The organism is Streptomyces novaecaesareae (assembly GCF_000716875.1).
Taxonomy (GTDB): domain Bacteria; phylum Actinomycetota; class Actinomycetes; order Streptomycetales; family Streptomycetaceae; genus Kitasatospora; species Kitasatospora novaecaesareae.
In genome coordinates this window covers 26573-41987 of record NZ_JNWQ01000062.1, presented here as the reverse complement: position 1 = coordinate 41987, position 15415 = coordinate 26573, and the positions used below count along the sequence as shown (strand labels likewise).

Here is a 15415-nt window from a genome sequence, read left to right as displayed (position 1 = left end):
GCGGGGGGCGGGTGAGGATCGGGGGGACCGGTCGGGTGCCTGGGAGTGGTGGAGGATGGCTGAGCAGCTCGGGGAGTCGCGGGCGGCGTTGTCCTCGCGCCTGAACCGGCTGCGGGCGGCGGTGCTGGGGGCCAATGACGGTGTGGTGTCGACGGCCGGGATCGTGACCGGGGTGGCGGGTGCGACCGGCTCGCGGTCGGCGCTGCTCGCGGCGGGGGTGGCCGGGCTGTCGGCGGGGGCGATGTCGATGGCGGCCGGCGAGTACGTGTCGGTCAGCACCCAACGGGACACCGAGCGGGCCGCGTTGGCGAAGGAGCGGCGGGAGCTGGCGGAGGACCCGGAGGGGGAGCTCGACGAGCTGACCGACTACTACCGGGGCAGCGGGCTGGCGGACGAGCTGGCCCGGGACGTGGCGGTGGCGCTGACCGAGCGGGATGCGCTCGCGGCCCACGCGCAGACCGAACTCGGCATCGACCCCGAGGCGTTGACCAACCCCTGGGAGGCGGCGCTGGCGAGTGCGGCCGCGTTCACGCTGGGCGCGCTGGTGCCGCTGCTGGCGGTGCTGCTGCCGCCGGAGTCGTGGCGGCTGTCGGTGACGGTGGTGGCGGTGGTGGCCGCGCTCTCCCTGTCGGGTTGGGCGGGTGCCCGGATGGGCGGGGCCGGCCCGGCCCGGGCGGTGGGGCGCAACGTGGCGGGTGGGCTGCTGGCGATGGCGGTGACGTACAGCGGCGGTGTGCTGCTGGACCACTTCACGGGATGACGGTCATACCGAGTGACGGTCGTACCGGGTGACGGTCGCACGGGTGCCGGAGCCGTCCGGCTCGACAGGCGGGGGCACGAGGCCTGTGTTTGTGTGGCTGCAAACCGCTTGGGAAAGGTGAATTGCCGTGACCATGCCCCCGTTCGGCTCGAACGATCCGTTCTCCGACCTGCTCAGCCGGTTCTTCGGGATGAGCCCGCTGGCCTCCCCGCCCGCCGTGCAGCGGGTGCCGATCGGGCGGCTGCTCAGCGAGTCCTCGCAGGAACTGCTTGCGCTGGCCGCGCGGCGTGCGGCGGAGGACGGCTCCCGGGACCTGGACACCGCGCACCTGGCCTGGGCGGCCACCCGGGTGGAGCCCTCGCGCCGGATGCTGGAGCGGGCGGGCATCGACCCGGACCGGCTGTCCGGCGACCTGGAGCACGCCCTGCCGTCCGGCAACCCGGACGCGGTCGACGGACAGCCGGCCCTCACCCCCTCCGCCAAGCGCGCGCTGCTCGCCGCGCACGCCCGCTCGCAGGAGGTCGGTGCCTCGTACATCGGGCCGGAGCACATCCTGGGTGCCCTGCTGGACCAGGAGCGTTCGGGCGCGGGTACGGCGCTGCGCAACGCGGCGCCCTCGCAGGAGGCGTTGAAGTCGGTGCTGGAGGGGCGCGGCACCGGCGGCGAGCGCAGCAGCACGGGGGCGCACCCGAGCGAGACGCCGACGCTGGACGAGTACGGCCGCGACCTCACCGAGGAGGCGCGCTCGGGCCGGCTGGACCCGGTGGTCGGGCGGGCGGAGGAGATCGAGCAGACCGTCGAGATCCTCTCCCGGCGCACCAAGAACAACCCGGTGCTGATCGGCGAGCCGGGCGTCGGCAAGACCGCGATCATCGAGGGCCTGGCCCAGCGGATCGTCTCCGGGGACGTGCCGCAGAGCCTCAGGGAGAAGCGGGTGGTCACCCTCGACCTGACCGCGCTGGTGGCCGGCTCCAAGTACCGGGGCGAGTTCGAGGAGCGGCTGAAGAACGTGATCGACGAGGTCACGGCGGCCGAGAAGAGCGTGATCCTGTTCCTGGACGAGCTGCACACCGTGGTCGGCGCCGGCGGTGGCGGCGAGGGCTCGATGGACGCCGGCAACATCCTCAAACCGGCGCTCGCGCGCGGCGAGTTGAGCGTGGTCGGCGCGACGACGCTGGACGAGTACCGCAAGCACGTGGAGAAGGACGCCGCGCTGGAACGCCGCTTCCAGCCGGTACTGGTGCCCGAGCCGAGCGTCGAGGAGACCATCGAGATCCTGCAGGGGCTGCGCGACGCGTACGAGGCGCACCACCAGGTGCGGTTCACCGACCAGGCGTTGGACGCGGCGGCGCGGCTCTCCGACCGCTACGTCAGCGACCGCTTCCTGCCCGACAAGGCGATCGACCTGCTGGACCAGGCCGGTGCGCGGGTGCGGCTGCGCAGCCTGAGCGGGTCCACCGAGGCGACCGGGGTGCAGGACCGGATCACCAAGCTGAAGCGGGAGCTGGACGAGGCCGTCACGGACGAGGAGTTCGTCCGGGCCGCCAACCTGAAGACCGAGCTGCGGCGGACCGAGGACGAGCTGGCGGCGATCGCCGAGTCCCGCGAGGAGGTCGTCGACGTGACGGCCGACGACATCGCGCAGGTGCTCTCCTCCCGGACCGGCATCCCGGTCGCGGAGCTGAACGCGACCGAGAAGGAGCGGCTGCTCAAGCTGGAGGAGCACCTGCACGAGAAGGTGATCGGCCAGGAGGAGGCCGTCACCGCCGTCGCCCAGGCGGTGCGCCGCGGCCGGGCCGGGATGGGCGACCCGGAGCGGCCCACCGGGTCCTTCCTCTTCCTCGGGCCGACCGGCGTCGGCAAGACCGAGCTGGCGAAGGCACTGGCGGCGCTGCTGTTCGGCGACCCGGACCGGACGATCCGCTTCGACATGAGCGAGTTCCAGGAGAAGCACACCGTCTCCCGGCTGGTCGGCTCCCCGCCCGGGTACGTCGGCTACGACGAGGCGGGGCAGCTGACCGAGGCGGTACGCCGCAAGCCGTACAGCGTGCTGCTCTTCGACGAGGTGGAGAAGGCGCACCCGGACGTCTTCAACCTGCTGCTCCAGGTGCTGGACGACGGGCGGCTGACCGACTCCCAGGGGCGTACGGTCGACTTCCGCAACACCGTGGTGATCATGACCAGCAACCTCGGCTCGCAGCGGATCCTCGACCACTCGGGAAATGTCGACCAGATCCGGGACGACCTGATGCGCGACCTGCGCCAACAGTTCCGGCCGGAGTTCCTCAACCGGATCGACGAGGTGATCGTCTTCCACGCGCTCACCCGGAAGGACCTGCTGTCGGTGGTGGACCTGCTGCTGGACCGCAGCCGGCGGCGGCTGCGGGCCCAGGACGTCCGGCTGGACGTCACCGAGGCGGCCAAGGAGTTCCTGGTCAACCGCGGCTACCAGCCGGAGTTCGGGGCCCGGCCGCTGCGCCGGACGATCCAGTCGGAGCTGGACAACCGGATCTCCAACCTGCTGCTGGACGGTTCCGTGCGGGAGGGGGACACGCTGATCGCGGACGTGAGCGACGGCGAGCTGGTGGTGACGCTGGCGCGGCCGGAGGCGTCGGCGACCTTCGAGGAGGCGGAGGAGAAGGCGGGGGCTGCTGCGGGCGCGGAGCGCTGACCGGGACGGGGGCCTTCGGGCTGGGGCTCGGGCTTCCGGCTTCGGACTCCGGCTCGGATGCGGGCGGGCGCGGATTCGGGCGGTTTCGGGTGCGGGCGTACTCCGGCGGGAGTACGCCCGAACGCCACTGGTGGAGGACGCGTGAGGGCGGGGCGCGGGTCTAGCTTGTGGGCATGATGCCGCCCACCTCGCAGCCGCCGGAGCCGTCCCGGGAGGGGCCCGCCGTGCCGGGGCCGCCCGCGTCGGGGCGCCCGCCGTGGGCGTGGGTGGCCGGGGCGGGCGTGCCGCTGGGGCAGGCGGCGGTGGTCGCGGTGGTCCAGGTGGTCGGTTCGACGTTCGCCGCGCACAACCAGCACGGCCGGGCCCCGCTGGACGCCTTCGGCTACCTCCTGCTGCTGCTCGGGCCGGCCCTGCTGGTGCTGCGCCGCCGGCGTCCGGTCGCGGTGGTGGCCGGCACCTCGCTGGTCACCGCCGGGTACCTGGCCGCCGGGTACCCGTACGGGCCGGCCTTCGTGAGCTGGCTGATCGCCTGCTGCGCCGCGATCGGCGCCGGGCACCGACGGGCGGCCTGGGCCGGGCTGGCCGGGGTCTACCTGGTGCACGTGCTGGCCACCTTCGTGCTGCCCGCCGACTGGCAGCGCGCCGCCCCGCCGTCCGGCTCCGCCTGGCTGCCGGAACTCGGGCTGCTGGCCTGGCTGTTGCTGGTGGTGGCGGGGGCCGAGCTGGTGCGGTTCCGGCGGGAGCGGATCGCCGCCCACCGGGCCTACCGGCAGCAGCTGGAGGAGCGCCGGGCCAACGAGGAACGGCTCAGGATGGCCCGGGAGTTGCACGACATCCTGGCCCACAGCCTGTCGCTGATCAACATCCAGGCGGGGGTCGCGCTCGCCCTGCTGGACCGGCGGCCGGCGGAGGCCCGCACCGCGCTGGTCACCATCAAGTCGACCAGCAAGGAGGCGCTCGGCGAGGTCCGCCAGGTACTCGCGACGCTGCGCGGGCCCGGGGCGGCGCCGCGCGGGCCGGCTCCCGGGCTGGACCGGCTGGACGAACTCACCGAGCAGGCCGACCGGGTGGGCCTGGAGGCGGAGGTGCACGAGCGCGGCGAGCGGCGCGCGCTGTCCGCCACCGTCGACCTCACCGCCTTCCGGATCGTCCAGGAGGCGCTGACCAACGTGGTCCGGCACTCGGCGGCCCGGCAGGCGGTCGTGGTGCTGGACTGGACGGACCCGGCGGTGCTGGTCGTCCGGGTCGAGGACCCGGGCCCTGCCGTGCTCGGCGACGCCGGCGGGTCGGGCAGCGGGCTGGTCGGGATGCGCGAACGCGCGGCCGCGTTCGGTGGCACCATCACGGCGGGGCCGCTGCCCGACGGCGGCTTCCGGGTCCGGGCGGAGCTGCCGACACCGAAGGCGGAGAGTGAGTGATTCGGGTACTGCTGGCGGATGACCAACTGCTGGTCCGGGCAGGCTTCCGGGCCCTGCTGGACCTCCAGGACGACCTCACGGTGGTCGGCGAGGCGGACGACGGGGAGGCGGCGCTGCAACTGGCCCGCGACCTGGTGCCGGACGTGGTGCTGATGGACGTCCGGATGCCGCGGATGGACGGTCTGGAGGCGACCAGGAGGATCGCCGAGGACCCGGCGCTGTCCTCCGTACGGGTGGTCGTGCTGACCACCTTCGAGCTGGACGAGTACGTCTTCGAGGCGCTGCGCTCGGGGGCGGCGGGCTTCCTGGTCAAGGACACCGAACCGGCCGACCTGCTGCGGGCGATCCGGGTCGCGGTGGCGGGGGACGCGCTGCTCTCGCCGGGGGTGACCAGGCGGCTGATCGGCGAGTTCGCGGCCCGCTCGAAGGCGCCCGAGGCGGGGCCGGAGGGGCGGCTCCGGGACCTCTCGATGCTGACCGAGCGGGAGCGCGAGGTGCTGGCGCTGGTCGGGATGGGGTTGTCCAACGAGGAGATCGCCCGGCGGCTGGTGGTCAGCCCGCTGACGGCGAAGACGCACGTCAGCCGGGCGATGGTGAAGCTCGGCGCGCGGGACCGGGCGCAGCTGGTGGTGCTGGCGTACGAGTCGGGGCTGGTGCGGCCGGGTTGGCTGGGCTGAGCCCGCCCGGCGCGGCCCGGCCCGGCGGGGCTGCGTCGGCCGCCGGTGCCGGCGTCGGCCGTCGGCGCCGCTACTTCCGAGGCGGCGTGTCGCGGGGCGTTCGTACTCTCCGGGGAGTATCCCAACTGCCGCTGCTGGTAGGACGCGTGATGAGACTCCGGTGCGGGACGCTCGGGACATCTCGGGAACCGCCCGAGGTCCTGGAGGCCCACCACCGAGGAGTTGAACCACCATGTACACGCAGCTGGCCGATTGGCACGGGCCCGGCCCCTGGATCCTGCTGGTCCCCCTGATCTGGATCGCCGTGGTCTTCCTGGTGATCGTGGTGCTGCGCCGGACGCTCTGGCGGCGGCGCGGCTGCGGCCTCGGGTACGGAGCCGGCCCGGCCGAGGAGCACCCGCTGGCCGTCCTCGGCCGCCGCTACGCGGAGGGCGATATCGACGCCGAGGAGTACCGGGCCAAGCGGGCCGTGCTCAGTGAGCCATCCCGGGACGACAGCCGAGGAGGTGGCGGTGGACGGTGACCACCGTGATCCGGAGGGTCACTCCGTGGCCTGCGGGAACACCTCGCGCAGCAGCGGGTCCGGCAGGCCACGCTTGCGCCACTCGCGCGGGTAGCCCAGTGAGACCTCCTCGAAGGGGACACCGTCGTAGCTGGTCCTGCGGGGGATGTGCAGGTGGCCGTAGATCATCGCCGCGGTGTTGAAACGGCGGTGCCAGTCGGCGGTCAGCTCGGTGCCGCACCACTGGGCGAACTCGGGGTACCAGAGGATCTCGGTGGGGTTGCGGACCAGCGGGTAGTGGTTGACCAGGACGAGCGGGACGTCCGGGTCGCAGGCCGCCAGCCGCTCCTCGGTCAGTCGGACGCGCTCGCGGCACCAGGAGTCGCGGTCCGGGAACGGGTCCGGGTGGAGCATCCGCTCGTCCGCGCAGACGACGCCGCTCTCGTAGGCGGCCGCCAGGGACTCCTCCTTGGTGGTCGTGCCCGGCGCACGGAAGGAGTAGTCGTACAGGAGGAAGAGCGGAGCGATACGGACCGGTCCGTCGGGGCCCTCCCAGATCGGGTACGGGTCCTCGGGGGTCAGCACGCCGAGGGCGCGACAGCGCTCCACCAGGTGCTCGTAGCGGGCCACACCGCGCAGCTGGACCGGGTCCTCGGGGTGGGTCCACAGCTCGTGGTTGCCGGGCACCCACACCACGCGGTCGAAGCGATCCGCGAGCAGGCGGAGGGCCCACTCGATGCTGGTGGTGTGTTCGGCGACGTCACCGGCGACGAGCAGCCAGTCGTCGGGGTGGGTGGGCTGCAGCTTCTCCACCAGGTCGCGGTTCTCCTGGTAGGAGATGTGCAGGTCGCTCACCGCGAGCAGCCGTCCGCCCGTCGGGGCGAGCCGTGCCGACTGTGCGTCGCTGCGGTTCTCCGTAGTCACTCCTGCCCCCTGAGGTCATCCGGCCGATGGGCCCCACCCTACGTGGCGGGTCGAGGGAGCGGGGCGGGTTGCCGGGATCAGTTGTTCCAGGCCCCGGGCGGGAGTTGAGGACGGCTCAGGAGCCGAAGTCCATGAGCACGCCGTGAGAGGTGGCGGTGGTGACGGCGAGGATCGCCAGCGAGGCGATGCCGAGCACCAGGCCGAGGACGGCGCGGCCGCGTCGGCCGGTGCCGCGGACCAGGGCCAGGGTGGCCAGGGTGATGGCGATCGGGCCCAGGACGATGTTGAAGAGCAGCAGGCCCGGGAGGCCGAGGAGGAAGGAGGCGATGGCCAGGCCGTCGGCTTCGGTGGTGTTCCGGGAGGTGTTCCGGACGGTGGTCTGGCGGGTGGTGACGGTGCTCATGGCGGTGTGGGTCCTCTCGTGTCGTGGAGTGGACGCGGGCGTGGTCCGGGGGAGCGTCCGGGTCAGCGGTGGCGCAGGCGGGAGATGCCCTCGCGGGCGCCGAAGGCGAGCAGCCAGGCGGTGATGGCGGCGGAGGCGGCGAGGAAGACCGGGAGGGAGGTGTGGGCGGCGGTGCCGATCAGGACGCCCATGGCGATCAGGGCGGAGAGCAGGATCACGGCTGACTCCTTCGGCTGAGGCTGGAGCTGGAGTTGGGGCTGACGCTGGAGTCGGGGCTGAAACCGAGGCAGTGGCTGCGGCGGGGGCAGCGGCTGCGCCGGTTTCGGTTGACAAGTGTTTACCGACTTCGGTCCCACTGTACGCCCGGCTGGCCAAGTTCGGCAAACGACTGTTTACTGAATGGCGTGAGTCACACCGTTGGGGCCAGACAGGCCCAGAAGCAGCAGAGTCGGCGGGCCTTGCTGGACGCGGGGTTGCACCTGCTGGCCGATCAGAACCTGGCCAGCCTGGGCGTCCGCGAGGTCACCCGGGAGGCCGGGCTCTCCCCGGCCGCGTTCTACCGGCACTTCCCGGACCTCGCCGCCCTCGGCGTCGCACTGGTCGAGGAGTCGCTGGCCAGCCTGCACGTCATGATCCGCTCGGTGCTCGCCGAGGCCGGCGGCGCCGAGGAGGTGATCGACCGCGCGGTGGACGTGATCGAACAGCACGTCCGCGAACACCGCTCGCACGTGCGGTTCCTGTCGCGGGAGCGGCACGGCGGGGTCCGGCAGGTGCGTGAGGCGATCGATGCCGAACTCGGCCGCTTCGCCACCGAGGTGGGGGCCGCGCTGGCGCTGCAGCCGGTGTCGCGGGGGTGGAGCGAGCGGGACCTGCGGATGCTCGCCGAGCTGTACGTGGATCGCATGGTGTCGACGGCCTCCGCCTTCCTGGAGGCGCAGGAGTCCGGCCCGGCCCGGGAGCGCGGGATCGCCGACGCCGCGCGCTTTCAGCTGCGCCTGATCAGCCTGGGTCGGCGCCACTGGCAAGGGAGTTGACCCGGGCCCACCCGGCGGGGCGGTGAGTGGCGGCTGGTGGTCGGCCAGGGTGGCCGGCCATGGTGATCGGCCATGCCGATCGGGATGGTTTCTTGGTCTTGCTTTGACTCTTGACAGTGGGTCATGTCCGCGACAGTTTTGGTGGACCCCCACACCGAGAGGTCTCTCATGAAGAAGCCGCTCATCGGCGTGCTCGCCACGGCCCTGATCGCAGGCGCCACCGCCCTTGCCGGAGCCTCCCCCGTCCAGGCCGCCCCCACGGCCACCGTCACCTTCGCCGGGACGGTCGGGCTCAGCAACTGCTCCGGCTCGCTGGTGCGGATGCCCGGCTCGGCCGCGAGCGACCCGGCGCTCGTGCTCTCCAACGGCCACTGCCTGGAGTCCGGCATGCCCGGCCCCGGCGAGGTGGTCCTCAACCAGCCCTCCAGTCGGACCTTCACCCTGCTCAGCGCCACCGGTGGCCGGCTCGCCACCCTGCGCGCGACCAAGGTGGTCTACGGCGCGATGACCGACACCGACGTGTCGATCTACCAGCTGAACACCAGTTACTCCTCGATCCAGTCGCGGTACGGGATCGCCCCGCTGACCGTCGCCGCCGGCCACCCCGTCCAGGGCACCTCGATCAAGGTCGTCTCCGGCTACTGGAAGAAGATCTACTCCTGCTCGATCGACGGCTTCGCCTACCGGCTGAAAGAGGGCGACTGGACCTTCAAGGACTCGGTCCGCTACACCTCCGGCTGCGACGTGATCGGCGGCACCTCCGGCTCTCCGGTGGTCGACGCCTCGTCCGGCCAGGTGGTCGCCGTCAACAACACGATCAACGAGAGCGGCGAGCGCTGCACCCTGGACAACCCCTGCGAGGTGGACCAGAGCGGCGCAGTGACGGTGCATCAGGGAATCGGCTACGCCCAGGAGACGTACGGGATCCCGGCCTGCTTCGCCGCCGGCAACCGGTTCGACCTCACCCTCCCCGGCTGCACCCTGCCCCGCCCCTAGCCGCGCACCCCGTAAGCCAGGAACCCGGCCAGCCAGGAACCCGGCCAGCCAGAACCCTGCTCCTAGCCGCGCACCCCGCCGGCAGGGCAAGGAAACCCCATTGACCAGCACGTCTCCCCCGATGGGCCATCCGCCGACGGCGGGTGGCCCATTCGGTCGTCCACCGGGCGGCCGTCGCACCGTTCGCACCGCAGAGTCGTCCTGACAGGCGGCATTCATGTCCGTTGACCAGATGGAGAGTTGATGACCACCACAGTGAGAAGGCTGCTGGTTTCCGCCCTGCTGATACCGCTGCTCGCGTTCGGCGGCCTGGTGTCCCCGGCGCTGGCCGCCGACGCCCAGGGTGCCCAGGGGGCCGGGGCCGCCCACGGCCGGAGCCCCGCCGACGACCCGAACGCCGACATCAAGGACCGCCTGGCGGCGATCCCCGGGGTCACCATCACCGAGGAGAAGCCGACCACCACCGGTCACCGCTACTTCATCGCCACCTACACCCAGCCGATCGACCACCTCCGTCCCTGGCTGGGCACCTTCCAGCAGCGCTTCAGCGTGCTGCACCGCGGCTACGACCGCCCGACCGTCTTCTACACCAACGGCTACACCCTGGGCACCAACCCGTCCCGCACCGAGCCCACCCGGCTGGTGGACGGCAACCAGGTCTCCATCGAGTACCGCTACTTCACCCCCTCCCGCCCCGAGCCGGCGGACTGGTCCAAGGCCGGCATCCGTCAGGGAGCCGCCGACTCGCACCGGCTGGTGACCGCGCTCAAGCGGATCTACGACCAGGAGTGGCTCTCCACCGGCGCCAGCAAGGGCGGCATGTCCTCCACCTTCTACCGCCGCTTCTACCCCGACGACGTGGCCGGCACGATCGCCTACGTCGCGCCGAACAACACCGATGTCAACGACTACGCGGCCTACAGCCACTTCTTCAGCACCGTCGGCACGCCCGAGTGCCGGACCCGGCTGAGCGACGCCCAGCGCGAGCTGCTGGTGCGCCGCGACCGCCTGGAGGCCCGCTACGTCGCCGACAACAAGGCGGCCGGTTCGACCTTCAACACCGTCGGCACCCCGGACCGCGCGTACGAGGCCGGCGTGCTGGACGTGGTCTGGGCGTTCTGGCAGTACAGCCTGGAGGCGGACTGCGCCAAGGTCCCGGTGGCCGCCACCGCGACCGACGACGAGCTGTACGCCTGGTTCGACGCCCAGTCGGGCATCACCGGCAACAGCGACCAGTCGCTGGCGAAGTACACCGCGTACTACTACCAGGCCGCCACCGAGCTGGGCGCGCCGTTCTTCGACGTCTCGTACCTGAAGGACCTGCTGCACTACGACTACAAGGAGCTCTACTCGGCCCGCACCTACGTGCCGAAGGAGATCCCGACCGTCTTCAACCCGTACGCGATGTCCGACATCGACCGCTGGGTGAAGCGCGAGGGCGAGCGGATCATGTACGTCTACGGCGGCAACGACCCGTGGGGTGCCAAGCCGTTCCGCCTCGGGCGGGGCAGTGAGGACAGCTACGTCTACACCGTGCCCGGCGGCAACCACGGCTCCAACATCGGCAAGCTGCCGGCCGCGCAGTCCGCGGAGGCCACCGCCAAGGTGCTGGAGTGGGCCGGTCTGGGCGACCAGGACTCCGCCCGCTCGCTCGCCAAGTCGCCGCACCTGATCCCGGACTTCGGACCGCTGGACGTCGAGGGCCAGCGGCTGGAGCAGGAGCACCGCCCGCTGTAACACCTGAGCGACCAGGGCCACCCAGGACAGGAGGCCGCCCCGCTGCCCGGGGCGGCCTCCTGTCGTCGTCGGCGGTTGTCGGAGGGGCGTCGGACCCCTCCCCGAAGCACTGAATCAGTGCTTCAATGCTTCCATGGCCTACCGACGCACGCCCGCCGTACAAGCCCGCCTGGACGCCCAGCGCGAGGCGGTACTGCAGTCGGCGGTCATGCTGCTCGCCGAACGGGGCTACGGCGGCTGCACGATGGCCGCGGTGGCGGACCGCGCCGGGATCGCCACCGGCAGCGTCTACCAGCACTTCGCCAACAAGGCCGAGCTGTCGGTGCAGTTGTTCCGCCGGGTGGTCACCCGCGAGATCGAGGCGGTGAACGAGGCGCTCGCCCAGCGGGACACCCCGCAGCAGCGGATCGCCGCCGTGGTCGAGACCTTCGCCGCCCGCGCCCTGCGCGCACGCCGGTTGGCGTACGCGCTGCTGGTCGAGCCGGCCGACGCGGTGGTGGACGGCGAGCGCCTGGTGTTCCGGCGGGCGTTCCGGGATGTGATAGCCACCGAGATCGCCGCCGCCGTGGCGAGCGGCGAACTGCCCGAGCAGGACCCGGTGCTGACCGCCGCGGCGCTGGTCGGCGCGGTCGGCGAGGCCCTGGCCGGCCCGCTCGCGGCAGCCCCCCACAGCGGCAACCAGTACAGCGACAACCAGTACAGCGGCAACCAGCACAGCGACAACACCACGGTGGTCCCCGCCTTGGTCTCCTTCACCCTGCGTGCCCTGGGAGGACGCGATGACAGCGACGCATGAGGTCACCAACCAGGTGCCACTGCCGTACGGGCACGACACCGCCGCCGACCCCACCCTGCTCGCCGCCCTGGACCGGGCCGGCGCCGGTTGGGCCGAGCCCGAACTGCGCGAGCTGGGCCGGCTGGCCGGCTCCGAGCAGGCCGCCGACTGGGGCCGGCTGGCCAACGAGAACCCGCCCGTGCTGCGCACCCACGACCGTTTCGGGCACCGCGTCGACGAGGTCGAGTTCCACCCGGCCTGGCACGAACTGATGCGCACCGCCGTCTCGTACGGCCTGCACGCCGCGCCCTGGCGCGACGAGCGGCCCGGTGCCCACTCCGCCCGCGCCGCCAAGTTCCTCGTCTGGGGCCAGGTCGAGGCGGGCCACACCTGCCCGATCTCGATGACCTACGCCGCCGTCCCGGCGCTGCGCGCGAACCCCGCCCTGGCAAGCGAGTTGGAGCCGCTGCTGGTCGCGCGGGAGTACGACTACGGGCTGCGCGAGCCGCGCACCAAGCGCGGGCTGATCGCCGGCATGTCGATGACCGAGAAGCAGGGCGGCTCGGACGTCCGTACCAACACCACCACCGCGGTCCCGCAGCCGGACGGCACCTACCGGATCACCGGCCACAAGTGGTTCACCTCGGCGCCGATGTCCGACCTGTTCCTGACGCTCGCCCAGGCGCCCGGTGGCCTCAGCTGCTTCGTGCTGCCGCGGGTCCTCCCGGACGGCAGCCGCAACCGCCTCCAGCTGATGCGGCTCAAGGACAAGCTCGGCAACAGGTCCAACGCCTCCGCCGAGCTGGAGTACGACGACGCGGTCGGCTGGCTGGTCGGCGAGGAGGGCCGCGGGGTGCCGACCATCATCGAGATGGTCAACATGACCCGCCTGGACTGCACCACCGGCGCCGCCTCCGGCATGCGGTACGGCGCCACCCGGGCCGTCCACCACGCCCTGCACCGGCGGGCGTTCGGCAAGGCGCTGGTCGACCAGCCGCTGATGCGCAACGTGCTCGCCGACCTGGTGGTGGAGTCCGAGGCGGCCACCATCGTCGCGATGCGGCTCGCCCACTCCACCGACCTCGCCCTGGCCGGGGACGGAACCGAGGCGCTGGTCCGGCGGCTGGGCCTGGCGGTGGCCAAGTACTGGGTGTGCAAGCGGGGGCCGGCGCACTCCGCCGAGGCGCTGGAGTGCCTGGGCGGCAACGGCTACGTGGAGGAGTCCGGGATGCCCCGGCTCTACCGCGAGGCGCCGCTGGTGTCGATCTGGGAGGGTTCCGGCAACGTCGCCGCCCTGGACGCGCTGCGCGCCATGGCCAAGAGCCCGGAGAGCGTCGAGGCCTTCCTCGGCGAACTCGACGCCGCCGCGGGCGCGGACCGCCGGCTGGACGCGGCCGTCGCCGCGCTGCGCAAGGACCTCACCGACCCGACCGACCTGGAGTTCCGCACCCGCCGGCTGGTCGAGTCGATGGCGCTGGCCTTCCAGGGCTCGCTGCTGGTCCGGTACGGCAGCCCGGCGGTGGCGGACGCGTTCTGCGCGAGCCGGCTGGGCGGCGACCACGGCGCGGCCTTCGGCACCCTGCCGGCCGGGGTCGACACCGAGGCGATCATCGACCGCGCCCGGCCGGTGCCGGCGTGAGCGAAACCCGGGAGGTCCGTGCGTTCTGGCAGGCCCTGGGCCTGCCCGGACTGGTCGACGTGCACACCCACTTCATGCCGAAGAACGTCCTCGACAAGGTGTGGGCGTACTTCGACGCGGCCGGCCCGCTGATCGACCGGCCCTGGCCGATCACCTACCGCGAGGCCGAGGCCGAACGCGTGCGGCGGCTGCGGGAGTTCGGCGTCCGGGCGTTCACGTCCATGCTCTACCCGCACAAGCCGGGCATGGCCGCCTGGCTGAACGCCTGGGCCGTCGACTTCGCCGCCCGCACCCCGGACTGCCTGCACACCGCGACCTTCTTCCCCGAACCCGGGGCGGCCGGCTACGTCGCCCGGGCGATCGAGGACGGCGCCCGGGTGTTCAAGGCGCACCTGCAGGTCGGCGGCTACGACCCGACGGATCCGCAGCTGGACGAGGTCTGGGGGATGCTCGCCGAGACCGGCACCCCGGTGGTCAGCCACTGCGGATCCGGGCCGGTGGCGGGCAAGTTCACCGGCCCCGGCCCGATCGGGGAGGTGCTGGACCGGCACCCGGGGCTGGTCCTGGTGGTCGCCCACCTCGGCATGTCCGAGTACCGCGAATTCCTCGACCTCGCCGAGCGCCACCCGTCCGTCCGACTGGACACCACCATGGCGTTCACCGACTTCGTCGAGGGCGAGGACCCGTTCCCGCGCGAGGAACTGCCGCGACTGCGCGGGCTGCAGGACCGCATCCTGCTCGGCAGCGACTTCCCGAACATCCCGTACCGCTACGTCCACCAGCTGGAGGTACTGGCCGGGCTGGGGCTGGGGGAGGAGTGGCTGCGGGCGGTCTGCCACGACAACGGCGCCGGGCTCTTCGCGCTCGACCCTGCCTTCGGGCTCGACCCGGCTTTCGGGCACGATTCGGCAGGCTGATCACCGCACCACGTGATCACCGCGCCAGCTGATCACCGCACCGCCCGCAGTACCCCCAGTGCGTCGGCGTGCAGCCCGGGCGCGGCAGCGAGGAAGCTGTCGGAGCCGGCCGTCCAGGCCGCCCCGGCGGCGTCCGTCACCGCCGCGCCCGCCTCGCTCGCGATCAGCGCGCCGGGCAGCAGGTTGCCCGCGTCCGGGCCGTACTCCCAGAACAGCGCCAGGTGCCCGGAGCCGACCTGCGCGACCTGAAGCGCCGTCGGGCCGAGGTTGCGCACCGCCAGGACCGCGCCCGCCATGGCGGACAGCGACTCGCCGGCCCGGCGCAGCGCCACCGGGTCCCCGGCCACGCCCGGCGGCTGGCTGGTGGCGGCGACGGTGATCGCCAGGTCGCGCGCCAGCGGTGCGACGGCCCGCCCGTCCAGTTCGGCCCCGCCGCCCAGCACCGCCCGGTAGGTCCGCCCGCCGTCCAGCTCCGGGGCGTGCACCACGGCGAGCACCGCGGCGCCGTCCCGCACCAGCGTGGCGGTGACCGCCCAGTGCGGTTGGCCGAGCAGGTACTGCACCGCGCCGTCGGTCGCGTCGCACAGCCACCACTCGCCCTCGGCGGGCACCGCACCGTCGAACTCCTCCGGCACCCAGCCGGCCTGCGGGCGCAGCGCGGTCAGCCGCTCCCGCAGTTCGGCGGCGGCCGGGCCGTCCAGCTCCGCGAAGCGCACCCCCGCCTCCGCGAGGGTCCGCGCCGTGGTGGGCTCGGTGGACCGGCGCGCCGCCAGCTCCGCGCCGACCGCGCGCACCGCGGCCTCCACACCCTCCGCCAGCGCCCACAGCTCGGCCGTCTCGCCCTTCTCGCTCGGCTCGTTCGTCTTGCTCAGCTCGTTCGTCTCGTTCGTCTCGTTCGTCTCGTTCGTCTTGTTCGTCATGGCGACCCTCCTCGCTCCGGAGGGCCGGTCCGCTCCGGCCCC

The 15415-nt window shown here is 72.7% G+C and carries 15 protein-coding genes; 11 read left to right on the top strand and 4 right to left on the bottom strand.

Going from position 1 to position 15415, the window contains the following annotated elements:
- Positions 1-55 precede the first annotated feature (55 nt).
- The 5 genes from OP86_RS22715 (at position 56) to OP86_RS22695 (ending at position 6049) form a co-directional block, all read left to right on the top strand.
- The gene (locus OP86_RS22715; protein ID WP_030058696.1) at positions 56-760 is read left to right on the top strand and encodes a VIT1/CCC1 transporter family protein; all 705 of its coding nucleotides are present in this window, start codon (positions 56-58) and stop codon (positions 758-760) included.
- 133 nt (positions 761-893) lie between these two features.
- The gene (locus OP86_RS22710) at positions 894-3431 is read left to right on the top strand and encodes an ATP-dependent Clp protease ATP-binding subunit (RefSeq protein WP_418952620.1); all 2538 of its coding nucleotides are present in this window, start codon (positions 894-896) and stop codon (positions 3429-3431) included.
- A gap of 173 nt (positions 3432-3604) precedes the next feature.
- Positions 3605-4849 (top strand): sensor histidine kinase, encoded by a 1245-nt coding sequence (locus OP86_RS22705; RefSeq protein WP_234434981.1) that lies wholly within the window; start codon positions 3605-3607, stop codon positions 4847-4849.
- Complete coding sequence (locus tag OP86_RS22700) at positions 4846-5526, top strand: response regulator (protein WP_030258369.1); 681 nt, start codon at positions 4846-4848, stop codon at positions 5524-5526. The genes OP86_RS22705 and OP86_RS22700 overlap by 4 nt, the downstream gene beginning before the upstream one ends.
- A gap of 232 nt (positions 5527-5758) precedes the next feature.
- On the top strand, positions 5759-6049 hold the full coding sequence (locus OP86_RS22695) for an SHOCT domain-containing protein (RefSeq protein WP_030058691.1): 291 nt from the start codon (positions 5759-5761) through the stop codon (positions 6047-6049).
- Between the two features lie 18 nt (positions 6050-6067).
- Here OP86_RS22695 and OP86_RS22690 read toward each other — a convergent pair whose 3' ends face one another.
- The 3 genes from OP86_RS22690 to OP86_RS36830 form a co-directional block, all read right to left on the bottom strand.
- Positions 6068-6952 (bottom strand): metallophosphoesterase family protein, encoded by an 885-nt coding sequence (locus OP86_RS22690; protein WP_051830430.1) that lies wholly within the window; start codon positions 6950-6952, stop codon positions 6068-6070.
- Positions 6953-7067: 115 nt separating this feature from the next.
- Complete coding sequence (locus OP86_RS22685) at positions 7068-7355, bottom strand: hypothetical protein (RefSeq protein WP_030058689.1); 288 nt, start codon at positions 7353-7355, stop codon at positions 7068-7070.
- A gap of 62 nt (positions 7356-7417) precedes the next feature.
- Complete coding sequence (locus OP86_RS36830; protein ID WP_157849816.1) at positions 7418-7573, bottom strand: hypothetical protein; 156 nt, start codon at positions 7571-7573, stop codon at positions 7418-7420.
- Positions 7574-7759: 186 nt separating this feature from the next.
- Between OP86_RS36830 and OP86_RS22680 the strand changes: the two genes are divergently transcribed.
- The 6 genes from OP86_RS22680 to OP86_RS22655 all read left to right on the top strand — a co-directional run bounded on the left by OP86_RS22680 (position 7760) and on the right by OP86_RS22655 (position 14453).
- Positions 7760-8389: a TetR family transcriptional regulator gene (locus OP86_RS22680; RefSeq protein ID WP_030058688.1), complete on the top strand. Its 630-nt coding sequence runs from the start codon at positions 7760-7762 to the stop codon at positions 8387-8389.
- 168 nt (positions 8390-8557) lie between these two features.
- Complete coding sequence (locus OP86_RS22675) at positions 8558-9385, top strand: trypsin-like peptidase domain-containing protein (protein WP_030058687.1); 828 nt, start codon at positions 8558-8560, stop codon at positions 9383-9385.
- Between the two features lie 243 nt (positions 9386-9628).
- Entirely contained in the window at positions 9629-11122 is a 1494-nt protein-coding gene (locus tag OP86_RS22670) for a S28 family serine protease (protein ID WP_051830429.1), read from the top strand.
- A gap of 133 nt (positions 11123-11255) precedes the next feature.
- A complete protein-coding gene (locus OP86_RS22665; protein WP_030258376.1) occupies positions 11256-11918 on the top strand; it encodes a TetR/AcrR family transcriptional regulator in 663 nt (220 codons plus the stop codon).
- Positions 11902-13536 (top strand): acyl-CoA dehydrogenase family protein, encoded by a 1635-nt coding sequence (locus tag OP86_RS22660; RefSeq protein ID WP_030058683.1) that lies wholly within the window; start codon positions 11902-11904, stop codon positions 13534-13536. The genes OP86_RS22665 and OP86_RS22660 overlap by 17 nt, the downstream gene beginning before the upstream one ends.
- Positions 13533-14453 (top strand): amidohydrolase family protein, encoded by a 921-nt coding sequence (locus tag OP86_RS22655; protein ID WP_051830428.1) that lies wholly within the window; start codon positions 13533-13535, stop codon positions 14451-14453. Before OP86_RS22660 ends, OP86_RS22655 begins: the two co-directional genes overlap by 4 nt.
- 32 nt (positions 14454-14485) lie before the next feature.
- On the opposite strand, the gene OP86_RS22650 is transcribed toward OP86_RS22655, so the two are convergent.
- A complete protein-coding gene (locus OP86_RS22650; RefSeq protein ID WP_078588945.1) occupies positions 14486-15373 on the bottom strand; it encodes an inositol monophosphatase family protein in 888 nt (295 codons plus the stop codon).
- Positions 15374-15415: the final 42 nt, after the last annotated feature.